Source organism: Varibaculum cambriense (genome assembly GCF_022133705.1).
Lineage (GTDB): Bacteria > Actinomycetota > Actinomycetes > Actinomycetales > Actinomycetaceae > Varibaculum > Varibaculum cambriense_A.
Map to the genome: position 1 here is coordinate 24,266 of NZ_JAKNHJ010000017.1, position 24,297 is coordinate 48,562.

16 protein-coding genes are annotated in these 24,297 nt (G+C 51.5%); 10 read left to right on the forward strand and 6 right to left on the reverse strand.

Annotated elements, in window-relative coordinates:
- Positions 1-96: 96 nt before the first annotated feature.
- On the reverse strand, positions 97-882 hold the full coding sequence (locus L0M99_RS08375; protein ID WP_238128355.1) for a glucosamine-6-phosphate deaminase: 786 nt from the start codon (positions 880-882) through the stop codon (positions 97-99).
- Positions 883-1,054: 172 nt separating this feature from the next.
- Between L0M99_RS08375 and L0M99_RS08380 the strand changes: the two genes are divergently transcribed.
- The 4 genes from L0M99_RS08380 to L0M99_RS08395 all read left to right on the forward strand — a co-directional run bounded on the left by L0M99_RS08380 (position 1,055) and on the right by L0M99_RS08395 (position 5,289).
- Complete coding sequence (locus L0M99_RS08380) at positions 1,055-2,098, forward strand: LacI family DNA-binding transcriptional regulator (RefSeq protein WP_238128356.1); 1,044 nt, start codon at positions 1,055-1,057, stop codon at positions 2,096-2,098.
- 184 nt (positions 2,099-2,282) lie between these two features.
- Positions 2,283-3,647, forward strand: a complete 1,365-nt coding sequence (locus L0M99_RS08385; protein ID WP_238128357.1) for an MFS transporter — start codon at positions 2,283-2,285, stop codon at positions 3,645-3,647.
- A 7-nt stretch (positions 3,648-3,654) separates the two neighbouring features.
- Entirely contained in the window at positions 3,655-4,500 is an 846-nt protein-coding gene (locus L0M99_RS08390; RefSeq protein WP_238128358.1) for a hypothetical protein, read from the forward strand.
- A gap of 9 nt (positions 4,501-4,509) precedes the next feature.
- Positions 4,510-5,289, forward strand: a complete 780-nt coding sequence (locus tag L0M99_RS08395; RefSeq protein WP_238128359.1) for an inositol monophosphatase family protein — start codon at positions 4,510-4,512, stop codon at positions 5,287-5,289.
- Positions 5,290-5,447: 158 nt separating this feature from the next.
- Here the strand turns inward: L0M99_RS08395 and L0M99_RS08400 are convergent, their stop codons facing one another.
- The 3 genes from L0M99_RS08400 to L0M99_RS08410 form a co-directional block, all read right to left on the reverse strand.
- Positions 5,448-7,817: a glycogen/starch/alpha-glucan phosphorylase gene (locus tag L0M99_RS08400; protein ID WP_238128360.1), complete on the reverse strand. Its 2,370-nt coding sequence runs from the start codon at positions 7,815-7,817 to the stop codon at positions 5,448-5,450.
- A gap of 171 nt (positions 7,818-7,988) precedes the next feature.
- Entirely contained in the window at positions 7,989-9,722 is a 1,734-nt protein-coding gene (locus L0M99_RS08405) for a glycoside hydrolase family 13 protein (RefSeq protein ID WP_238128361.1), read from the reverse strand.
- 30 nt (positions 9,723-9,752) lie between these two features.
- Positions 9,753-11,342: a DEAD/DEAH box helicase gene (locus L0M99_RS08410; protein ID WP_283217142.1), complete on the reverse strand. Its 1,590-nt coding sequence runs from the start codon at positions 11,340-11,342 to the stop codon at positions 9,753-9,755.
- A 291-nt stretch (positions 11,343-11,633) separates the two neighbouring features.
- On the opposite strand from L0M99_RS08410, the gene L0M99_RS08415 reads away from it, so the two are divergent.
- The gene (locus L0M99_RS08415; protein ID WP_238128362.1) at positions 11,634-12,239 is read left to right on the forward strand and encodes a ferritin-like fold-containing protein; all 606 of its coding nucleotides are present in this window, start codon (positions 11,634-11,636) and stop codon (positions 12,237-12,239) included.
- 37 nt (positions 12,240-12,276) lie between these two features.
- Here the strand turns inward: L0M99_RS08415 and L0M99_RS08420 are convergent, their stop codons facing one another.
- Positions 12,277-12,504, reverse strand: coding sequence for a DUF3107 domain-containing protein (locus L0M99_RS08420; RefSeq protein ID WP_024058461.1), 228 nt, complete (start codon positions 12,502-12,504; stop codon positions 12,277-12,279).
- Between the two features lie 259 nt (positions 12,505-12,763).
- Between L0M99_RS08420 and L0M99_RS08425 the strand changes: the two genes are divergently transcribed.
- Entirely contained in the window at positions 12,764-16,045 is a 3,282-nt protein-coding gene (locus L0M99_RS08425; RefSeq protein WP_238128363.1) for a PD-(D/E)XK nuclease family protein, read from the forward strand.
- On the forward strand, positions 16,042-19,527 hold the full coding sequence (locus tag L0M99_RS08430; RefSeq protein WP_238128364.1) for an ATP-dependent DNA helicase: 3,486 nt from the start codon (positions 16,042-16,044) through the stop codon (positions 19,525-19,527). The genes L0M99_RS08425 and L0M99_RS08430 overlap by 4 nt, the downstream gene beginning before the upstream one ends.
- 13 nt (positions 19,528-19,540) lie before the next feature.
- On the opposite strand, the gene L0M99_RS08435 is transcribed toward L0M99_RS08430, so the two are convergent.
- Positions 19,541-20,626 carry a phosphotransferase gene (locus L0M99_RS08435; protein ID WP_238128371.1) on the reverse strand — a complete coding sequence of 362 codons (1,086 nt, stop codon included), beginning with the start codon at positions 20,624-20,626 and terminating at the stop codon, positions 19,541-19,543.
- Positions 20,627-21,136: 510 nt separating this feature from the next.
- Between L0M99_RS08435 and L0M99_RS08440 the strand changes: the two genes are divergently transcribed.
- The 3 genes from L0M99_RS08440 to L0M99_RS08450 all read left to right on the forward strand — a co-directional run bounded on the left by L0M99_RS08440 (position 21,137) and on the right by L0M99_RS08450 (position 23,901).
- Positions 21,137-21,460: a hypothetical protein gene (locus L0M99_RS08440; RefSeq protein WP_024058465.1), complete on the forward strand. Its 324-nt coding sequence runs from the start codon at positions 21,137-21,139 to the stop codon at positions 21,458-21,460.
- 260 nt (positions 21,461-21,720) lie between these two features.
- Entirely contained in the window at positions 21,721-22,221 is a 501-nt protein-coding gene (locus tag L0M99_RS08445) for a PH domain-containing protein (RefSeq protein ID WP_238128365.1), read from the forward strand.
- Positions 22,222-23,901, forward strand: coding sequence for a PH domain-containing protein (locus L0M99_RS08450; protein WP_238128366.1), 1,680 nt, complete (start codon positions 22,222-22,224; stop codon positions 23,899-23,901). It begins immediately after the preceding gene.
- Positions 23,902-24,297: the final 396 nt, after the last annotated feature.

Below are 24,297 nucleotides of genomic sequence, written 5' to 3' on the forward strand. Positions count from 1 at the left end.
ATACTACAAGTTGCACCCTGTTAGATGTGAAAACTGCCCAAAACCTAGACAGGGAAACGTCTAGGTTTTGGGCAGGACGGCAGTTAGGTATGTCGCTTAGTAGCTGAGCGGCAAATCGGGGTATTCGGCTTGCCAAGTTTGCCGATAGTAATCGGTCAGTTGCAATTTGCTGGCGGCAGCTTCATCAGCGATGATGATCGCATTTAGGTGGTACTGCAAAATGGAGGCGGGCCAAAAAGCGCTGACCGCGCCCTCTACCGTTGCGGCAACGGCATCGGCTTTTTGGGAGCCGAAAGCCAACAAGACTGCTTGACCCGATTTCATAATGGTGGATAGCCCCTGCGTGACTGCCTGCTTGGGGACATTAGCTTCATCGTTATCAAAGAAGCGGGCGTTGTCGGCAATAGTTTGGGCGGTCAAGGTCACCACATTGGTGGGGTTAGCTAGGCTGCCGGTCGGTTCATTAAAACCGATATGGCCATCGGCACCGATTCCTAGAATCTGTAAATCAACTCCGGGAGCGATTTCTGCTTCATAATCGCGTGCTGCCTGGTGCGGATCGGCGGCAGTACCATCGGGGGTGTGCAGATTTTCGTCCTTTAGCCCGGTCTTTTCGCTGCCAACCAGTTCACGGCGCAATACGTTACGGTAACGTTCGGGGTGGTCGGGAGCGATTCCTACATATTCATCTAGAGCCCAGGCGGTGCATTCTTCCAGACTGAACTGTCCTTGCGCATGGGCGGCGCGGAGCTCAGCGTATAGTCCTTCCGGGGTAGAGCCAGTTGCTACCCCCAACCTAAATCCCGATTTTACTTGGGGAATAATAATTTTTGCCGCTAGCTTAGAGGCATCTTCGGGGGTGGGGGTAATCGCAATATGCATGTAGATCTCCTTTGGTAGGACTACTCCATCGTTGGCTATTGAAAGTCCCTTCCATTATTTCACACCTGCTAACTCGGAAAGGATTGCTAGCGGCTAAGGTTAAGATTTCCGGTTTTCCCGTTACCGAGGTTGAACGTGAGAAAATAGGGTTAGACGCTAGTAGGAGGACGAAATGGCGCAGCGCAAAAGAGTTACGTTAAAAGATGTTGCACGAGAAACTGAGTTATCAATATCTTCAGTTTCGCTTGCATTGCGCAATGACTCGCGAATCTCCGAACCGGTGCGTGAACGGGTTAAGGAAGTTGCCCACCGTTTGGGGTATCAAGTGGATTTGTCGGGGGCGATGCTTCGCAGTTCTAAACCTAAGATAATTGGAATAGTTGCCCAGCTAGATCAAGAGTTACATAACAAATATGTCGAGAATATTAACCGTTGCGCCCAAGAAGCTGGCTATCGTACGATCACTCAAAACGCTTCCCTATTTAATGATTATCGGCAGGGATTAGAGGCTCTGTCTCAGCTGCGGATTAACACTTGTGTAGCGATTAATCCTGTTTTTAGCGGTGAGGAACTCCCGGCAAACTTAACTCCCGCAGTAGTGGTGGGGCAAAGCGCTCTGGCGGGCGCTGACTTGGTGCGTTCTTCCAACTATAGCGGGCTGCATGAACTGGTTTTGCATCTAAAATCTTTAGGTCATGCAGAAATAACTTACTTGGATGGTCCAAAAAGCTATTCATCTAAAATTCGTCGCCAGGCATTAATGCGAGCTGGCGAGGAAGCGGGCTTAAAAGTCCATCCGATTTTGGCAGGTAACACTGTCGATGATGGCTTTAAAGTCGTGCAGCAACTTTTGACTGATTCTTGGAGTTGCCAAAAATCTCGTAATGATTTAACCCGGGTTGCTTTATTGGGGGTCACCGCGCTGGCTTGTTATAACGATCAGGTGGCGCAGGGGGCTATGGTGGCTTTATATCGAGCTGGTTTTTCTATTCCCGCTGATATTTCGGTGAGCGGGTTCGATAACTCTCTGGGGGCGTCCTCCCTGGCTTTTAATTTAACCACTGTGGATAGGGGGGCGGCGAAAGTTGCTGAGCACGTGACTTCGCTGGCGATTAGAAGAGCTTCCGGTCAGGTGGCAGCGGCGCAAGAGCTCACTGTGGAGAGTTCTTTGGTAATTAGGCGCTCTACCGGTACAGCTTTCTTCCTGCAGAACTAGGAGGGGAAAAGATATTAAAACGTTAAAGCAAAAAAATCTAAAAATAGCGTTTTTGTACTCTTTTGGAAATTAAGACTGCTGATAAAACATATTCAAACGTTTGACTTAATGTGAGGGATATTTTATTGTATGGCTATGTGCTAAAGCACATCTAGGAATTATTTGCAGCAAAGGAGCTACGAATATGCGTTCAAAGTTGAATAACCTGGGATTCACGGCGACTTCATTCCTGTCGCTGGTGCTAATCACAGTAAATGCGCAGTTAATTTATGCTTTTTGGGACATTAGGAACACCATTCCCAAAGATTTTCCTACCGCCATGGGGGTAACCGACGCTCAGGCAGGGAACCTATATTCAATGCAAGGTTTAGTTATTATCCTGGGAACCATTGCCTTGGGCTGGGTAGGCGATCGTTTCGCGATTCGTACTATCATGCTGATTTCTTCTCTGGGTGCGGGAGGGATTTCCCTATTCATCACCGTATTCTCACCTAATCTCTCCCTGGGGACGCTGCTCGTATGCTTCTTCTTGATGCTGCTGTTTACCGAGGTATTATTCAAACCAGCCAACTTCAAAGCAGTTAGCCTCTCAACCACTGAAGAACATCAAGGCACTGCATTTGGCTTTTTCGAGTTTGGACGCGGTCTGCTCGCGTTCCTGGTTTCTTTGCTTTGGACCTTGATGCTGGCATCGGGAGCCAGTGCTCGAACCATCATGTACACTTCCTCGATAATCGTCCTGGTAGCCGGGCTAATGGTGTTCTGGGCGGTACCAAAAGGGCAAAAAGTCGGCAGTGAAGACACCCAAGCAGCTAACACTGTAGAGGCAATCAAAGGGGTTGGGAAAGTAGCTAAACTGCCGATAGTCTGGCTCACCGGTATCAACGTTTTTTGTATCTATGGCACTTTCGTAGCTGCCGGAACTTATTTTGCCCGCTTCTTACAAGCCGGATACGGAACTTCGGCAGTGGCTGCCGCCGTGTTTGCAACTACCGTAATCGGCTTGCGTATGTTGCCACTGGTTTCAACGATTCTGGTAGAAAAAGTATTTAAATCAACGGTAAAGTTCATGAGAACTATGGAGATAGTTCTGGTAGTTCTACTGTCGCTGATTGCGGCAATCTTCTTCACTAACAGCCCAGCTATCAGCTCTTATCCAGCTGGTCAAGTACCGGGGAACCTGATATCTAGTGGAATGTTCTGGGCGCTAATCGTGATGATGCTCTTGGCATCTGCCACCACCTTTATGATTCGGGGTGTCTACTACGCTCCCATCGGAGAGTTCGGCATTGCCAAGAAGAATTCTTCAGCTGCTATGTCTTTCGCAATCACTGTCGGATATATCCCGGCGTTATTAGCCCCCATTGTGCTCGGTGGTCTGATTACCCCCTCCATTACTGATAGCAACGGAAAAGTAATAACCGAAGTGCTAACCTCCACCAATGTACTGGGGTCTGCATTCTTAGGATTGGCAGCTTTAGCTCTGGTTGCAGCGGTAATGTCACACCTCATGGTGAAAATGCAGCGCCGCCAAAAACAAATGAACTGAGGGCAAAATGAAAGCAACTGTTAAACACGCAGATTGGATGGCTCATCATCCAGATTCAGTTCCCATCGGTAACCTGACTATCCCAGGAACTCATGATTCTATGACCGCAACCTGTCCGCAAAGATACTATAAAACTCAGACTCTCCTGCTTGCAGAACAATTAGATATAGGGGTCAGGTTTTTAGATTTGCGGATTCGCTCTAGCCTGGTTGCAGCTCACCGCGAGTGGATAAGCACGATTAAAGCTACGGAGATATTGCAAACTATCCGAGAGTTTCTAAAGAATCATCCACAAGAGTTCCTCTTGGTTAGATTCCAAAACGCAAATGAAAATAAGGATGATTTTCCGCAGTATTGCCAGCAAATTACGAAACTGATTGCTGAAAATCGAGATTTATTCTTCCTATGGAAGAAAGAAAGTCAGATTCCCATCAGTGAGCTAACTTTGGGGCAGTTACGCGGAAAAATCCTGGCATTGGAATGTGCCCCCAGCCAGTATGAATCGACGTATTTACCAGACTGTGTTTGGGCATATCCCTGGCATGAAGCCGAGAAAATACGGCTACAAGACTTATGGGATGGTCCCAGTTTAGAAGCTAAACAGCAGGCAATCTTGCAACTAGGGGAACAGGCTGGAACTGGTGAGCTACGTTTGAATCATATTAGTGCTACCAATGGACAGTTAGGATTCCCCGATGCCTATGCCGCTCAGCTAAATCCGTGGATTTTAGATATTTATACCAAGGACGAAGCTAGATGCAAGCAAAGGGCGCAGGTGCTAATTTTTGACTATCTTACCCCTGAGATTGCTCAAACTTTGATAGATGCTGGGCTAAGTAACTGCCAGAACTAGGTGAGGAACATGGAAAAGCCGGAATTACTGAAACTATTGGATTATGCAGTAGCTACCGTTAAAAAAGCCGCAGCTATGGCGCTTGAACCGGGAATGGAACTAAATATTACCGCTAAAAGCAGCCGTAATGATTTAGTTACCGATGTTGATAAAGAAATAGAGCAGTTTATTGCGAATCAACTACTGGAATTTAGTGGCTACCCAGTGCTCGGAGAGGAAGGACACCAGGTTGATTCTTTCGAGGGACGGGTATGGCTAGTAGATCCCATTGATGGGACGATGAATTACATAGAAACCAAGCGAGATTACGCAATTTCCTTGGCATTATGTGAAAACGGAGTCCCGGTTCTGGCAGTAGTGCAAGATGTAGTGGCTGATAAGACCTATACCGCGACTTTAGGGGGAGGGGCTTATTGCAATGACCTTCCCTTAGGGGCGGTGAATTCGGATATAGATTACCGCCAGGTAGTTCTGCTAACCGATTTAAAGGAAATCCGAGCGCTTCCTCGCTTAGCTCAAGTTTTAGAGGAATCGCGGGGACATCGCCGATACGGTTCTGCCGCCTTAGAAATGGTGGAAGTAGCAGCCGGTAGGGCAGGGGGATTTATTCATCTTTGGGTATCCCCCTGGGATATAGCAGCGGCGACTTTAATCTGTCGGGAAAGTGGATGCATAGTGTCCCGCTTTGATGGTACCAGCATGGATGTGCGCCAGAAAGGTTCCGTTTTGGCAGCATGGCCTACCGTACATTCCGGGCTGCTATATCGGTTGGTGCAAGCTCCTGCCTAGCGGGTTAGCGCAGCCGAATGCCAGGATGAAACCTGGTGGTAAGGCAGCAGATTTGTCCTGGGAAAACCGGATAGAAAAATAGTCGCGGGGTGGAAGAATCCTTCTTCCACCCCGCGACTATTAGCTATTGACTTATCGCCAAGAATCGGCTTCGGCAGCTAGATTTTTTGCGCCTGTATCTTCCAAACGTCTTTAGCGTAATCAGCTATGGTGCGATCAGCGCTGAAGCGTCCAGATTCACAGATGTTGATCCAGCATTTACGCGCCCATTCAATTTGGTCAGCGTATTCGAGGGCGGCGCGATCACGCACTTCCCGGTAATCAGCGAAATCACCCAGTACGTAGTAGACGTCCGCAGGTTCGTAGCCGTTGGAATCTAGTAGCGAACCCAAAAGATCATGGAACAGGCCAGTACCGCCATCATCTAAAGTGCCATCAACAAACGCATCCAGAGTCCGTTTTAGTCCCGGCACGGTTTCATAGAGCTTGCGCGGATCGTAAGTGCGTCGCAGCTCCGGTAGTTCCTCTTCCTTGGCGCCGAAAATATAGGCGTTTTCTTCCCCCACTGAATCCACGATCTCTACATTCGCACCGTCTAGAGTACCCAGGCAAAGTGCTCCATTCATCATGAACTTCATATTGGAAGTTCCCGATGCCTCTTTACCAGCAGTAGAAATCTGTTCGTGAATATCGGCAGCAGGAATAATATGTTCCGCCGGGGAAACATTGTAGTTTTCGACAAACACTACTTGGATAACTTTAGAAACCTCAGGGTCACTAGCGACCAGTTCCCCAATAGTGTTAATCAGTTTAATAATCGCTTTGGCTCGCACATATCCGGGAGCAGCCTTAGCCCCGAAAATGAATACTCGATGTGGCCAAGGCTTTTGCGGATTATCTTTGATCCGGAAATACAGATCCAAAATATATAGCGCGTTTAACAGCTGCCGTTTGTATTCGTGCAACCGCTTGATCTGCACATCGAAAATCGCAGACGGATCAATCTTTTGTCCAGAGCGTTGCTCCAGCCACTGGGCAAAGTCCCGTTTATTATCGGCCTTTACCCCCAGTAGCTGCGCCATTAGATCCGAGTCATCAGCCAGCTTACGTAGGCTCTTGAGCTGATCCATATCGGTAACCCAATCAGTAGAACCCAGCTTTTCAGTAAGCAGGTTAGCTAGACGAGGATTACACTGTTTGAGCCAGCGCCGGGGCGTAACTCCATTAGTCTTGTTATTAAACTTTTGTGGCCAAATCTCGTACCAGTCTTTCAAGGTCTGCCGTTTAATGATTTCGGTGTGCAGGGCAGCCACCCCGTTAATCGAAAATGCTGCGTAGCAGGCAATCCAAGCCATATGGATACGGCCACCATGAATCGGAGACATATAGTCAATCCGGGCAGCGTCAAAGCCCAGTGCCTCTAGTTCCATCCGGAAACGACGGTCAATCTCGGCTACGATCTCCAGGATCCGGGGGAATAGGCGCTGGAAAATTGCGTATTCCCAGGTTTCTAGAGCTTCAGCGAGCACCGTGTGGTTGGTGTAGGCAAAAGTGTTCTGTACGATTTGCCAGGCATCTTCCCAATCCATCCCGTGATCGTCAAGCAGAATCCGCATCAATTCCGGAATCGCCAATACCGGGTGGGTGTCATTTAGCTGGATACAATTGTATTTCGCGAAATCACGCAGGTCATCACCGTGATGGTTGATGTAGTTCTCTACCATGTCCTGCAGAGAGGCAGATACAAAGAAGTACTGTTGACGTACCCGCAACACTTTGCCTTCGAAAGTAGTGTCATTGGGGTACAGAACCCGACACAGGTCAGCCACCCGTTCCCGCTCAATAATAGCATCGGTGAACCGCTGCGAATTGAAAGCCTCATAGTCGAACTCTTCCATCGGTTCTGACTTCCACAGGCGCAAAGTATTTACGTTATCGGTGCCATAACCGGTAATCGGCATATCGTAGGGAATCGCCCGCACTTGCATATCTGCGAAGTTAATAAAGCAGGGCTCTTCCTCGCGGCGAATAACGAAAGGATAACCTTCCTCCATCCACGGATCCGGATGCTCACGTTGGTTACCGTTTTCAAAGGCCTGCTTAAATAGGCCGTAGCGGTACAAGATTCCATATCCGCGCACTGGCAGGTTCATAGTGGCGCAAGAATCCAAGAAGCAGGCAGCTAGGCGTCCCAAGCCTCCATTACCGAGGGAGGCATCGTGTTCGGCTTCCAGAACGTCGGTGAGATTCATGCCGAAGGTGTTTGTAGCTTCTTTCGCCTGTTCTAACAGTTCCAGGTTATCCAGGTTGTTGAGCAGGGCTCTGCCCATTAGGAACTCAGCCGAGAAGTAATGCTCTTGGCGTCCCGCGGCATACTTTTTTGTGGTTGCTTCCCAGTTTTCTGCGATACGTTCTACAATCGCTTGCGACATTCCTGTCCAAAACTCCATAGGGGTGGAGTCTTCGGCGCGGCGTCCAGAAATAGAACGAGTAAATGAACCTAAAGAATGGGTAAGGTTGTCTGCCATATTCAATCTCCTTACAAGGCTTACGATTCCAAGGCTATCGGTTAAAGGGAAAATGACCGACTTAAATCCACTATTTTGTCAGTGGCATTAGTTACACCGGTTTCATGCGGATAAATGGCCCGGTTTTCCCAGCTTTTCGGGGGAGTTGGCGCAGTTAAGTCCAGAAAACCCTTAGATTTCGATCCAGAGAGTTTGTTCGGGCGCGATTTTATCTTCGCTACTGTCACCCAAGTTATGGGAGGAACCGATTCCTGGGGTTGACAGGAGGGTTTTTGCCGAATCTGTTACTGCGACCTCCGGTAAGGGACGCGAACCCGCCCCCAGGTTGGTTACTACCACTACCTGACGCCCGTTCGCTCCGGTAACCTGTAAAGCCAGTACCTCCGGATCGCTTTCTAACCAGGTAGATTCGCCCATTCCCAGGCCGAGGTCGCGGCGAACCGTAAGCATTTTGCGGTAAAAGTTTAACGGAGAGTTCGGGTCTGAATCTTGTGCCTTAACCGACAGCTCGCCCCAATCATCTGGTTGTGGCAACCAGGCGGGGCTAGCGCCTGCAGGAGAAAACCCAAAGTTAGAACCGGGTTCATCCGACCAGGGGAGCGGTACCCGGCAGCCGTCGCGTCCTCGTACCCTAAAGCCGGAACGCTGCCAGGTGGGATCTTGTCGTGCCTCATCCGGAAGCTTAGTGGCATCAGGTAGCCCCAATTCTTCCCCGTTATACAGGTAGATAGAGCCGGGCAGCCCCGCGAGGAACGCGGTTGCCGATAGCGCCCGAGTTAAACCGATTTCTCGATCCGGTTGCGGGTCACTTGCCCCGATCCCGTTATCGGTATTCGCTCCGTTGGGGTAGCCAAAACGGGTGGCATGACGGACTTTGTCGTGGTTAGACAGTACCCAAGTGGGGGGAGCGCCCACCGAGGCCGAGGCCTCTTGGGTGCGCCGGATTACTTTCCGCAGAGCGGCTGGCTCCCACTGGCAGTTAACTACCGAAAAGTTGAAGGCCTGGGACATTTCGTCCTCGCGCACATACATAGCTTCTTGCTCCGGGGTATTGACCCAGGCCTCGGCTACTAGCATCCGGTCACGGCCATATTCATCTAGCACCTGGCGCCATTCGCGATAAATATCGTGGACTCCCGGCTGGTTAAAGAACGGTCCCACATCGAGGGCACGTCCATTATCGCTATTTGGGCCTTCATAGTTAAGGCGATCCGGCCCCACCAAGTCATCGGGCAGCGCGGGATCCTTGACCAGGCCGTGAGCCACATCCACTCGGAAACCATCTACGCCGCGGTCCAACCAAAAACGTAGGTAGGACCGGAAAAAGTCGTGAACTTTCGGGTTTTCCCAGTTGAAGTCGGGTTGGGAGGCATCAAAAATATGTAGGTACCACCAGTCCCGGTCGCTAGCTTTACCAGTTAGGGGCTCCACTTTTGACCAGGCAGATCCGCCGAACATAGACCCCCAGTTGTTGGGAGTGGTATCCGCGCATTTGCGGAACATATACATATCGCGTGCCGGATCGCCCGGCTCCGCGGCTAGCGCCTGCTTAAAGAGGGGGTGATCCCAAGAGGAATGATTAGGAACCACATCGATGATGGCTTTCATTCCGCGCTCATGCAGCTCAGCGAGAACTTTATCGAAAGTCTGTAAGTCCCCATATTCGGGATTAATATCCAGATAATCGGCTACGTCGTAACCGGTGTCGTGTTGAGGGGAAGGATAGAAAGGGGAAAACCAGACGGCATCGATTCCCAGTTTTTCTAGGTAGTCAATTTTTTCTAACACCCCGGCCAGATCGCCGATCCCATCACCGTTGGAATCGGAAAAAGAACGGGGATAAATCTGATAGATAGCGGCACTACGCCACCACTGATCCCAGTCACCTCGCTGAACGCGGTTCATCTATTTCTCCTTCGTGGTTGTTTAAATAGCCTAGTCTTCACTGCCTTTGCGACGACGCCGGCGCGCACGCCGAGGACGCGGCTGACGCTGGGTACCCGCCCCTTGGTGACTATCGCGTTCCCGACGCCGATCCCGTCCGCCCCGAGAGCCTTTACTCCGTCCGCCTCCTGAGCGACCGCGAGAATTATTTCCGCGCCCTGAACGTCCGCGCCCCCGACCGCGACCTCCGGTCTCCCCGAGATCTTCAAGTTTTTCGGCGGCCAGTCCGGCGCGTTTACGCATCGAACGCGGTAAGCGCCCGCCGGCATCCTCGGGAATATCCAAATCGGTATAAAGGTGCGGGCTGGTGTGATAGGTTTCCACCGGTTCGTCCGCCCCCAGCGATAACTCTTTGTTGATCAGCTTCCAGCGGGGAACGTCATCCCAGTCCACGAAGGTGATCGCGGTTCCCGAATTCCCGGCGCGGCCAGTGCGCCCGATGCGGTGAATATAAATCTTGGCGTCCTCGGGGCACTGATAGTTGATTACGTGGGTGACGTCATCAACATCAATGCCGCGCGCTGCCACATCGGTGGCTACCAGGACATCGACTTTCTCGTGTCTAAAAGCTCGCAGCGCCTGCTCGCGAGCACCTTGCCCTAAATCGCCATGTAAGGCTGCGGTTGCGAAGCCGCGTTTGCCAAGATCTTCTGCTACCCGGGCAGCAGTGCGTTTAGTGCGCGTGAAAATAATGGTGAGGCCGCGTTCGCGAGCCTGCAAAATCCGCGCCAGTACCTCAACTTTATTAAGGGCGTGGCAGCGGTAAATCACTTGCCGAGTGGTTTTCACCGTGGCGCCTTGATCATCGGGATCTTGCGCCCGAATATGGGTGGGATGTTCCATATAGCGGCGGGCTAGCGCCACAACTTCTCCGGGCATAGTGGCGGAAAACAGCATCGTGTGGCGATTGGCGGGGGTGCGCGAAAGGAGTACCTCTACGTCGGGAAGGAATCCCAAATCTAGCATTTCATCGGCTTCATCTAGCACCATAGTGCGCACTGACGACAAGCTCAAATGCCCTTGTTTCATGAGGTCAATCAGGCGACCGGGGGTGCCGACTACAATTTCGACTCCTCGTTTCAGATCCGCTATTTGGGGCTCGAAAGCCCGTCCCCCATAGATTTCGCAAATACGCACTTTGCGGCGGGCAGCTGCCTGCGCGGTTTCCCTCGCTACCTGGATGGCGAGCTCCCGGGTGGGCAAGACGATTAAGGCTTGCGGATGGCCAGGGTCTAGCAGGTCTTCGTAGCCGTCCTCATCTGGAGCCACCACGTCCTCCAAAACCGGGAGCGCAAACCCCAAAGTTTTACCAGTACCGGTCTTAGCTTGGCCGATAATATCGTGGCGCCCGAGCGCTACCGGCAAAGTGAGGGCTTGAATCGGGAAGGGGTGGATGATTCCGGCATCTTCAAGAGCCTGGCATTGCGGAGCAGAGACCCCGAAATCAGCAAAAGTTTTTTCGGAAAGATCTATAGAGGAATCGCCCACTACATCGGCTTGCGCCTGCTCAATCTGTGGCTCGTGTGCTGCGGAAGTGTCAGCAATTCCACTGGTTGCTTGTGTATTTTCTTCAGTTGTCAATCGAATACCTTTCACGGGGATTGTCCCCTGGAACTATGGAGGTAGCCGATCGCAAAAAATCTTGGCTCTGCACATGAGAGGCCGGGGCGAGATGCCCTATTAAAAATACTTCGTTTACGAAAACGATCGGTCAACCCGTCTTCTTCTCTTCCATCCTAACCCACCGTCTGGGAGGGGAAACAATATGGGTAACGCAACTTACAGTTATTTAGAAGCAACTTTGAACGCTAGAAGCGACTGGAGCCTGTTCAAAAGCGAGAATCAAACCCCAAGGCGCGTTAGTCTAAGAGGGTGAGTGACGCACAGAGACTGGGACTTATCGGATACTTCACCCTGGCTATGCAGCAGCGGCTAGCAAAAGACGCTTCGCTATGCCCCACGGTGGATCAAGAAATCGCCTTAGGGGGCATGTCGGCTCGGGCTTGGGAAAACTATCAAAAAGTAGCCCAGGTTAGCCAAAACCTCGGGGTTGATCTACCAGAAGAGATGAAGCAATATATGGGACTGACCGTCCAGCTAGAGGAACGTTTGCGTCCTACTGACTGGTATGAACGCCTCGTCAAAAGTTACGTAACGATTGGAGCCATGTCCGATTTCAACCGTAGCTTAACTGCGGGACTCTCCTCGCCAGCACAAGCAGAGCTTTCCGAGGTCTCCTGGGACTGCGGGCAAGAAGCTTGGGCGGCGCCGGTAATCACTCAGGCGTGTGCTACTCAGGTGACGGTACCGGCCAGGCTGTCCCTGTGGGGACGGCGGGTGCTCGGAGATGTGCGTTCTACTTTCCGTCAGGCCATTGTGGGCTATCCCGAATTAACGGCTGAGGACGGGGAAGATATTCCCGAGGCGATCAAGGAACATCACCGGGCTCGAATGGAGCGTACCGGACTGAAGGCTTGATAGCTGCAGAAATATAACGCCCGGGTAGGCCGGGTGTTTAGCCGATTCCGAAACCCACCCGCTGCGGTTGTGTTTCGCTTATCTGGCAATAGGCGATTAGACGCGGGTTGATCAGTACCTGCTGACCCTGCTTATTAGTTAGCGATAGCAACTCTTCGGGCTTATCTAAAGCTGCCTGTAAAGTGGTTTTAATCTGGTCAGCATCCATAGCTACTTCCAGCTCTAAAGTTTTAGCTACACCTTTAAGTCCCAGTGAGATATTCACGTTTTCCTCCGTTTTACAATCGTCTAGCCTTATCCTACCTGCTTGCCACCGGGCGCTGCCCGCTTGCTAGCTAATAGCTAAAGCTTTGGATACGCTTTCCAATCCTAGCTGCCACCTACTACGCAAAATCCTGCCTGCGTGTTGGGAGTTGAGGGCGAGTTTCCGGGGTACCTGCAGTGGATCCGAATCGGGTAGCGGGAAATCGCGCCAGAGCAACCAACCCACTACCGGAACTGAAGTTTTTCCTATAATTATTTGTATGTCTTTTAGTCTGCACGCCGTTCCTTTCCCTGCCGAATTGGAGATTCCGAAGCTAGGAGAAAAGGAAAAGCAGTTACTTGAACAGCTGCAATCGCCTAGTTCGCTAATAGTGCGGGGGCCAGCTGGCAGCGGGAAAACCATTTTGGCTCTGGCAGCTATGGAGTTACTTCACCGCCACCACAAACAGATAATAGGAATAGCTCCTTCCCGCGCGCGAGCAGAATACTTAAATACCGCGCGGGCGAGTCGAAAACTTCCTATCTCTCGTCCATTCATTACCCCTACTGCCTTGGCTTTCCAGGTACTTACAGATTTTGCTAGCGCGCGGCGCGAACAACTCCCCGAACCGGTATTGCTGACCGGATCACAAGAAGACGCCCGGATTCAGGAACTATTAAAGCAGGTAGATGCGCCTTGGCCGGAATATATCACCCCTGAGGTCAGGCAAACTGATTATTTCTGTTCAGAAATGCGTGCCCTGTTTGCCACCTGTGCCCATTGGGGAATCAGCGCGCAACGTCTAGATGAGTTAGGTAGCGAACTCGCGGTTGCCGAGTGGCAGGCGGCGGCGGTATTGCTTAGTCAATACGAGCCCTCTTATAAAGACAACAGCTGGGATGCGGCGCGGATGCAAGATCGCGCTGGTCAAGTCTTAAACGGCTGGGAACGCGACGCCGCATTACTATCACCGCCCCAGCTTCCTGACTGGGTGGTAGTTGACGACCTGCAAGATTGCCCGGCCTCTACTGTGCGTCTGCTAACAGAAATGGGAAAGAGAGGCACGAAAGTTTTTGCCCTCTACAATCCGGAGGTGGCGGTGGAAACCTTCCGTGGGGGTTACCCCCACGGCGGTAGTTACCTGGCCGAGCAGCTGAAATGCCCTCTGGTCACGCTAGAAGAGTCTTTCCGGGAAACTTCGGGAGGGTTGCAGCTTTTAGATCCCCTCAGCGCTAAGGCGGACTGCGATAGTAAGCGCGAACAAAAATTTGCGGAGTTTTCTACCGTTTCCTCCCAAGCTCGGGCGATCGCGGAATATCTCCGCTATCAGCACCTAATTCGGCAAGTCCCGTGGGCAGATATGGCGATTATTGCGCGGAACCGCTCCCAGCTAGACGAAATAGTTTCGCTTTTACGGGGCCTGGAGATTCCCGTAAATGAGCGGCAAAGGCCGATACTTTTCAAAGCGAACCAAGTTACGGGCGCCATATTGTCACTTTTTACTCTGCCGGGACAAAGCGAGCTCGCAAAACAGAGGAGTAAATATAGCCCCACTCCTTCCAGCTCAGATAATACTTCTTGGTCTACCTCGCAGTATCTACTTGATGACAAGCTAGTTTCTCCGCGAGGTAAAGCAATTCGACACCTGTTGCGCTCTCCGCTTTTCGCTTTGGATTCCCTGCAGATGCTGCGCTTGGAACGCGCGTTAGTGGGCGCCGATATCGCTGTAGAAGCAAAAATAGAAGACTTTTATGCTTCCATCGGCACCCCCCGTTTCCCACTTACCCAGGTGGAAATGGTAGGGGGCGGACAGATCTTTATTCTCTGTCACCAAGTTTTAACTGCAGCATTATCCAAGTTGGAAGAGCCTCCGCTAGTGGTTCTAGAAAAAATTTGGGATTTGCTGAATCTTGAAGATTCTTGGTGTCAGCGCGCCCTTTCTGGAGACGAGTTTGCTGATCAAGCCTTAGATGCGGTTATTGCCTTGGTTCGCCACGCCGAGATTTGGTCACAGCGCCACTTAAATGCCGATATGCGGGCATACTGCCAGGTGCTCTTGCGACAAACCCAAGCCGAGGACGTGCTAACCGGCACTCATGGGATAGGTTCGGCGGTAGCTTTGGAAACCGTGTTTTCTGCGGCCGGACGCACCTGGGATACCTGCGCAATCATTGGAATGCAGGACGGGCAATGGCCGGCTATTTCCGAGCGCGGTTCCCTACTGCGCTCTGGGGAAATCTCGGATCTGCTCCATGCCACCGCTCTGCTTAGTCCCACTGGAAAGCTACAGTTTGCTCCTGGGGAATCTCGCAGTCGTGCCTTAGAGAGGGAACGATGCCTGGCAAGATCCGCCCTCAGTCGAGCTCGCAGCAAAATGTTGGTTACCGTGTGCAGCGACGCTGAGGAAAACCCTTCAATATTTTTTGATAATCTGCATGCCCGCTTGGAAACTAGCAATTTTTCTGTCGCGCAATACCTGGGCAGTGATTGGGATCAACAGCTGGGAGCCGGCGAGAATCTGCAAACCGAAAACCGCGGTGATCATCAGTTATTCCCTTCATTGCGTTCCCTGGTGGGACACCTAAGGGGAGTGCTCGCCAGTAACACGGATGGGGAAACTCGCCAAAAAGCAGTGGAAACTTTAGCGTTTCTAGCTTCTAAAGGAGCTCGGTTCGCCAATCCTGATACTTGGCGTCAGGTAGGAATAGATAGTGACTGGTGGACGAATCCCGCCGGACTAAAATCTACTGGTAGCCGGGCAGTAATATCGCCCTCTGCTTTAGAAAATCTGAACGAATGCGAATTCCGCTGGCTGCTCTCACGGCGGGGAGGGGAAAAAGTCGAGGCTACCGGTCACGCCGCTTGGGGAACTCTCGTGCACCAGATTGCTGAAGAAATGACTAACAGTAGCTTGTCAGAGCGTTTGGCGTTCTTCTACGCCCACTGGCCACAAGAAACAGAAGCCTTCTTTTCGCGCCAAGACGGGAAAAAACGAGAAGAAATGGTGCGCCGCCTCAGCCGCTATCTAGATGATCATAAAATGCCGGCGGTAACCGAAATTAGCTCCTATGCGGTGGTATCCGACGCAGCGATGGTGGCCGCCCGACTAGATCGTTTAGAAGCTGGCGAGGACGGGATAAGAATAGTCGATTTTAAGACGGGCAAGACGGTTCCTAGCGAAAAGGAACTAGCGGAACATTTGCAGCTTGCCTGCTACCAATTGGTTTTAGAAGCTGCGCTGCTAGGAGGAGATAGCCGGTCCCGCCAGATGCTGGCACCAGTGCTAGCCAGGTCACCAGAACAGATTCAAAGCGCAAGTTTGATCTATCTTTCCAAGCATAAACGGAAAGCTAGGGGAGAAACTGACTATGAAGAAATCGCGAAAGAAATGGTGCAAGCGCCGTTAACTGATGAGCAAAAAGGATTATTGCTCGACAATATTATCCAGGCGGCAAAAGTGGTTTCCGGGTCGGTATTTCGGGCGGTGGAAAACCCGCGATGTGACCGTTGTTCCCTGCGTTCTAGTTGTCCCCTAAAAGCTGAAGGAGAACAAGTGCTATGAATGATACCCCAAATATTCGCTACTCTCCAGCGCAGATTGCGGCAGCCATTGGACAGTATTCGCCGAATGAAGATCAAGAAAAAGTTATTACTGCCCCTGTTGATCAACCAATGATGGCTATTGCTGGTGCCGGTGCCGGAAAAACTGCCACCATGGCGTTTCGAGTAGTATATCTGGTGGCCAACGGCTTAGTCGCTCCCGATCGGGTGCTGGGGCTTACCTTTTCAAATAAGGCGGATGCAGAACTGGCTAGCCGCCTGCGAGATAACCTGCAGGTCTTAGCAGCTAACCCCGACTTTTCTGAGGTAGCAGAGGTATTAACCGATCCGGAGACCGGCGGGACGATCCTGCCGGTAACCTCTACCTATAATGCTTTTGCAAACCAGATTGTGCACCAATATGGTTCGCGTTTGGGGATTTCTCCGGCAAGCATGCTATTAGATGAGGCGCGTCGCTGGCAGATTATGTACGAAATTGTCAGTACCTGGCCGGGAGATTTAACTACTGATAAAACTGTGGCTACTACGGCAGGTAGGGCTCTAGCTATCGGTTCCCAGGTACGCGACCAGCTATTAGACATCGCAAAGGTGCGAGCCGGGTTAGAGCAGATGCGGGAACTTTATAGCTTAGGCAAGCCGAAAGGAAGGTCGCAGAAACCGAATGCTAAGATGCAAGAATTCTTGGATTCATTAACTCATCGCAGTGAGCTACTAAATATTTTTGAAAGCTACGAGGAATACAAAAAAGAAAATGGTTACCTCGAATATGCTGATCAAATCTACTATGCGGCTATGCTAGTTTCCCGTTTCCCCGATATACGGGGTGCGCTGCGCCAACGCTATGACGTGATATTGCTGGACGAGTTTCAAGATACTTCCGTAGCGCAGCTAAAACTATTTTCTACTATTTTTACTGGTAAAGGCGCGATGGCAGTAGGTGACCCCAACCAGGCTATCTACGACTGGCGGGGTGCCTCTGAGCTTTCGATGCAAAATTTCTTAACCGAATTCGGGGTTGCCCCTCAAGAAATGACCAATCATATCCAGGATATGCCGGTCACCTATCGCAACCGGGAAGAGGTTTTAAAGGTAGCAAATCAGGTGGTATTGCCTTTAAGTAAACTTGCGGACGGAGAAAGCGCCCAGCAGGTTGAGCAGCAAATTCGCTTCTTGACTCAGGTTCCTAACCCGGAATATAAGCTAGATCCCGCTCCTGCTCCCGATGTTTTTGCCGCTCCCGCGTCCTCGGTAAAAGCTAAAGAACTGATTACCTGTCCGCAAAAGCGGGACGAGGCCGGAAAAGTCCATTTCTACTTTGCAAAAGACTGCGAAGAAGAAGCCGAACTGGTGGCGGATTTTTTTGCTGAGCGCTGGAGGAAACGCGACGAGATAGCTCTCAAAAATAAGCAGCTTCCACCGCAAAAGCAGGAAAGCCTGCCTACGGGGGCAGTGTTACTGCGCAAGCATTCCCAAGGTCCGCTAATCACTCAGGCGCTACGCCGACGGGGACTTCCAGTAGAGGTCACCGGGGTGGCAGGACTCATCTATGATCCGGCAGTTGCCGACGTGATTGCGGCACTGCAAGTATCCGCAGATGCCGGACAAGGGGATTACCTGATGCGGCTAATTACCGGGTGCGGCATAAGCCCGGCAGATATTGACCTGCTGTGGAGATGGGCAAGGTATTTGGCCAATCCTGATGAAAACCCCGATATTAATCCCCAAGCCTTCCTAATGGATGCGCTAGATAAACTCCCGGAAGTGGGATGGACGTGCCCGGGAGCTGGCAGCGCCTTTAGCGCCGAAGCGCATCGGCGCCTGAGTATTCTCCGCACCCAGTTGGCTACTGTGCGTCGTCATATCCATGACCCCCTCGGTTTGCTAGTACAACGCACGATTTTTGCTTTACGTCTGGACTTGGATGTAAAAATCCGCCCAGACGGGGGAGTGTCCGAGCGTTGCCTAGAAAGCTTTGTCAAAATCGCCCGCGAATATGAATCCAGTGGAGTCAGCGCGAATCTGCACAGCTTTTTAGACTGGCTCCGGCTCGCGGATGAACAAGGCTCTGGCCTCGACATGCCCTTACAGGAGCCTGATCCGAACGCTATTCAACTAATGACTATTCACGCCGCCAAAGGCCTGGAATGGACTTGGGTCGCAATTCCGGGCCTAGATGAAAGCCGCACCCACCAGGGAAACCTTCCCAAAGCTCCCTTTAAAGCGGGGAACGGTAAATGCAGTGAATCATCTTGGATTACCGATGTCGCGATGATTCCCTATGACTTACGCCCAGATAAGGAAGTACTACCAACTATCGAGCGCGGCCTGGAAAAAAGCGGTTATGACTTTGCAGAACAGGCCTATTCCGATAATCCCAAAGTTATAGAAAGCTATAAATGTGCTTTGGGATTTACCTCGCAGTTAGCTGACCGGCGCCTGGCCTATGTGGCTTTTACTCGCGCGGAGTCGGAACTATTAATTGGCGGCAGCGCGCACACCGCTACCACCAGCACTGAACGGGTACCCTCCCAGTTCTTAGTGGAGATAGATCCCAGTGGGAAAATGCGGGAATTGCGAAACCGGAAACCGGCGGAAGAAGATGACTGGATGCCACTACCCAGCGAAGTCCTCTGGCCGACGCCTCCATCTGTACAGCTATCGCGGCTTTCCAGTGCCGCCAATGAACTGAGGACGCTAATAGCAGGCGCGCAAGATGATCGCTGGCTCCATAGTTTATTGTCTGCCGAAGATCCCGAAGAACTATTAACTATCGCAGCTAAACATTCCGATTGGATGCTTCAAGCAGTACAGCTAACTCGGGATGAACAAGCGGAAAAGGAAAAGCAGGGTCAAGTGGAGCTTCCGGTTTCAAGTGGGGTTACGCGGGCGCGCAAATTACAGGAGGATCCGGAGGGGTTTGCGTTGAGCCAACGGCGTCCACTGCCAGCATTTCCTTCCGGAGGCGCTACGGTAGGTACCTTGTTCCACCAGTGGGTTGATCAAGAACTGCGCGGTTGTGTGTATTCGGTTCCCCAGGATCTAGATAAAGGGCTGCTTAAATCGCTGCAGAGACTACAGCAAAAATGGAAATCTGGAATCGTGCACCCTGATCGCGGTTGGGAGTATCTGGAGTCCGAGATTGAATTCGCGGCGCCGATGGCGACCAAATTAGTGGCACGCATCGATGCGATTATGCGCAATCCCGCTACCGGCAAGCCTACGATTATTGACTGGAAAACCGATGCCTTAACCTTTGATAGTTCCGGCAATATAAGCGCAGAAAACGAAGATGCGGTAGCGAACTATATGCGCCAAATCAATACTTATCGCCTGGTTTACGCCGATTCGCTGGGACTGAACTTGGAAGAGGTAGAGGCGGCACTTTATTTTGTGCGCTATGACTTAGTATGCAATCTGGACGAATGGAGTGAGCGCTTAAGCCTTCCCCAAAAACTCGAAGAGCTATTCCCACATCTGGTCTAGGTACTTTTGATACCTATGCGTTCTCGTTAGCTACTGAGTTATCAGTGACTATCCCGTCCTCGTCCTCGGCTACGGATTCTTCCCTAGTCGCTAGTGGCTCGCTGGCAGAGGAATCTCCCGGATTAGCGGTGGCGTCTTCTTCGCGGGAGTCATGATGCTTCTGGGTAGAGTCATCGCGGAGGGCGGGTAGCAGCCCGGTACTATCTAGGGTGTCTGCTAACTGGGTAATTAACTCGCGAGCATCAGTGATGATTTCTTTACTGTTTTGGTGCACCCCGTGCATAAGCCATTCCAAGAGTACTAACTCCGAATTAAGCTCAATTCGCGTGTTAAGTTCCGGGTCTTCGTAAAGCCGGAGTTTTCGATACTGCTCTAGGACTGCTTTGGCGAACTCATCGGAGGATGAGGAAACCACCCAGGCTAAGTCACGGGCAGGATCACCAAATCGAGCCTGTCCGAACCCGGTGATGCCACTGATAGTTTCTTTATCTATATATAGGTAGCTTTCTTGCAAATCTGCGTGGATAAAGGCACTAGCGAAACGCCAGAGGGAAATATCTTCTAAGCGTTCCTCCCAACGTTGCCACAGCCGGGGCGGTACGGCCTGGGTAGGGGCAGCTTCATCAAGTAGGCTTAGCCAAGGCCGGCGAATCTGGTCGGCAGAAAAGGTGGGACGCTCACTGGCTTGCAAAACCCGGGCGGGTAGCTCGTGCAGCGCAGCTAGCGCTTCCCCTAGGGAGGCAGCAAGCTTATCGGAAACCGTAAAATCTTCTGATTGAGCAGGCCTTCCGGGGAAAGCGGGATGGACGAGGGCATGTTTTCCTCCCACTATTCGCACTGTGTGGGATGGCCAGGGGAGGTGGAAGGGCAGGCGCGCGCCGTCGTGGGAGAGCTCCTGCATAATCTGGGTTTGGGTTAGTAGCTGCTTGTCCGCGTGTTCAGTGGTAGGACAGTTCACTAGCCACTTGCGTTCAGCGGTATCTTTGACTGCGCATACGCGCAGATCTTCGGTTTCAAATCGAGGCGAGCATAGCGAAACGAAGTCAGTTTCGGGTAGCGCGGCAGCGGCCATTGCAGCTAAGGGAAGGAAATTATCCATGTCATTCACGGTTTTAGATTATCAACTATGCCGCGCTTGTGGGTTGAAGTAGCCGGGCAAGCTCGGTTTTCTGCGCACTCTATATATACGTAGAGAGCGAATCCCGAGAGGATGTACTTAGGTGCCTGGGCGAGGGTAGCTCTTCTGGTGGAAGTAATGCGGTAGGTGCATAGAACACTTTATGTGAGCGCGGGCACTAAAAGATTTGAAGTGATGAAAAAGTTATTAAATCTAGGTCACAGTTCAATGGTTTTTAGGGAGAAAACCCTAAAAATTGCCAATACTTACCGGATGGTAAGTATTGGCGTTATCAGTTTGTTACAATCCATAAAGTGTCTATAATGGCTGATAGAGGCATTAATTCTAAAACTGGCCTACTTTCCACTACATAAGTTTTTGCGAATCGTGACGTAGATCACGCATAAATTAGAGCAATTAGCTTGCTTTCATTTGACCGGGTGGTAATATTAATACCAACAAGAAAGAATTCAGGTCGTGAGGGAGACTGAAATGAACAAGGGAACTTCGATCAAGAAGATGGCCGCTTGCGGAATCGCTGCGGCAGCGTTGATTCCTGCTGGCGTGCTGACCGCACAGGCTGCCGAGGGGCTGTCCAATGAGGGCGTTCAGACCACCGTTCAGATTCAGGCTCGTACGACCGAAGTTAGCGGCAACCTAACCGCTAACGATGTTGATGCTACGGCTTATGCGGCCAACAATCTCTCCGCGATTGACCGCATGGGCGGCGCCGGTTCCCTCGCCGGAATCGTTATCTTGGGTGGCATCGGTGCAGCCGGTGCTATCAGCCTTACACGTTCCTTTATGATCGGGTAGATCCTCTTACTACCTGAAAAAACCCCGGGCATCCCTCAACTGCCCGGGGTTTTTTGTGCCCAAAAATGTGTTCAAAATAAGCAAACACTAAAAAGGACAGTAGTCCTTAACAAATGGGCAATAGCCTGGCGCTATCTATAGGTCTTCTGCGAGGGCAAGCGTCAAAGGGGCGCTGGCTCCGTGTCAATGGGAGAGATTAATGCCCCCGCTCTGAGTGCTGAGAATGGTGCTGATAGGATAAAAGCAAAAAAGGACATTAGATGGTTTCCTCTCAGTTAGATCCATTCGCACCGGCAGGGGTGAAGTTTCGTCCGGTTTCCCTGGAACTTATTAAGGTACGTTTGGCAGCAGTAGCATTTTTTCTACTTTGCTTCGCAGCAGTAGCGATAATTCTATTTTTAGCCCTCCCCGAAAAATGGATCGGTCTGGGGGTGATCGCACTGGTGCTGGGAATAGCTCTTTGGCTGCTATGGCTAATTCCGCGACAAGTGCGCGCTATGGGCTGGGCAGTTACCGGAACGGACTTGCAGATTCGCAAGGGGATAATGTTCAAATCCTTAACTGTGGTTCCCTTGGGCAGGCTGCAATATGTGGACGTAGAAGAAGGACCGGTTGCTCGTCATTTCGGGATTGCACAGGTAAAACTGCATACCGCTTCGGCAACTACCGATGCACAGCTGCCGGGAATTCCTCGCGAAGAGGCCGCGCAATTGCGGGAAGAAATTTCGGAACTTGCTGAAACCAATCTTGAGGGTATTTAGATGGGCGATCAATACCACGAAGTAACAAATGAAAACTCTTCGGGATATTCCGAGGAGACCGCTGCCACAACTGCTGACAGACAGCATTCCCTGACCGTGGCCGATTCTGTTAGTGCCCCCGCTGGTCGGGTAGCAGAATCTGCTTGGCGACGAGTACACTGGCTCACCCCGCTGCTACAAGTGTGGCAGGCTCTGGTGATCATAGTGGTAGTCGTCCTAACCCAGTCGCTTAATAACGTGATCATGCTGATCAAGAACCTCCGGGAAAACGTACCGGGACATCCGGGAATATTGCTGCTAGTGATTGCGGTACCGCTGGCGATGCTAACGCTGTTAATCATCTACCTGTATTTCGCCTGGCGAGCGACCTCTTGGATAGTAACCGCTACCGATGTGCAGTATCGCCGCGGGATTTTCTTTAAAAAACACCGGAAGATTCCCCTAGATCGCGTGCAATCAGTAGATGTCTATCGACCCTTAGCTGCTCGTATATTTGGATTGGGAGCCTTGCGTGTGGAGTCGGCAGGTGGGCAAGGCTCGCGGGTAGAAATCCAGTTTCTGGCCAATAAATATTTAGATCAAGCCCGCCGGGAAGTAGTAGCCCGGATAGCGGGGCGCCCCCTCCCTAGTGAGCATTCCCCACAGCAGCGTGGCCAAGGTTTGGCGGGGACTGCGCTTTTTGCCGAGGACGATTACCACTTAGCTGCAGACGAATACGAAGTTTATCGGGTTTCCCCAGGACGCCTGATCGCCTCTGTGCTGTTGACTTCCCAAACAGTCTGGTTGCTACTAATGGCGCTGATCGTGGCGGTTGGCGCCATCGTACTGTTCATCATGGCGGATCTAACTGTGCAGGGGATAGTCGCGGGAAGCATCATCCCCACCATTATTTCCATTGGAATTATTCCCCTGATGATACTGTCTTATGCCTGGTCGCGTTTTAACTCCGGTTTCAATTTCAGTGCCAATATTACGCACGACGGTATCCGGGTCACCTCGGGTCTGCTTGCGCTCAAATCCCAGACCTTGCCGCCGGGACGGATTCACGCAATTCGCTTTCTGCAACCTTTATTGTGGCGACCTTTTGGATGGTGGCAAGCAGAAGTTACCCTCGCCGGGCATGGGGTGGAAACCAGTGGCGACCAAAAGAAGCAAGCTGCCGATAACCTGCTTTTACCAGTAGGAACTTTGGAGCAAGCAAAAATTATTTTAGACATGGCGATTCGAGATTTAGGGATTAACGAGGGCGCAGAAAGTGAAAAACTGCTACAGACGGCTTTCAACGGTAAGAACTCGGATTCGGTGGGTTCTTTCATTTCCATTGGTAAAAAAGCCAAGTTGCTAGATCCCTTTGCCCGTTTGCGCCGCGCCTTTGCTGCTACCGATACCGTGCTTATCTATCGTGATGGGTGGCTTAGACGCAAAGTTACCTTTGCGCCTCATGAGCGAGCCCAATCGGTGACTACCAGTGCCGGTCCCCTGCAGCGGCATCTGGGACTGGCCGGGGTGCGCCTGGATTTGGTACCCGGCACTGCCACCATGAAGGTTCCGCACCTAGATGCACAGGTAGCAGCTCAGCTCGCCAGTGATGAACTGGCGGCCTCGAAAGTGCGCTCTAAAGTGGAGCCGAATGCCCAGTGGGCAGAGCGCATGCTGCAAACCCTGCGTCCTAGCATGTAGCAAGTTTGGCAAATGTGGGCAGGGAGGCTAGGTTTTTCCTCTCTCTCCGCCCAGCACGGGAATAAGTTTTTCCTCCTGCCCAAAATCCGAAAAGGCGTTGCCTTTTCGGATTTAACGCCCGCCTAACCGACTCGGATAAAACTTATTCCCGTGCATAGTGGTGGGGCGGGCAAGTTTTGCAGGAACCGATCTTATTTCGCGTTTATTACCTGCGCGCCGAGCGCTGACAGTGACATCGCGGGGAGGCTGGGTTTTATCCGAGTGGGTGCGGTGGGCATAAGAATTCGGAAAACGTCGCTACGTTTTCCGAATTTCTTGGGCGGGAGGAAAAACCCAGCCTTCCCGCACACCGGACTAGCCTAGGCAGGAGGAAAAACTTATCCCCCGCCCCCAGGC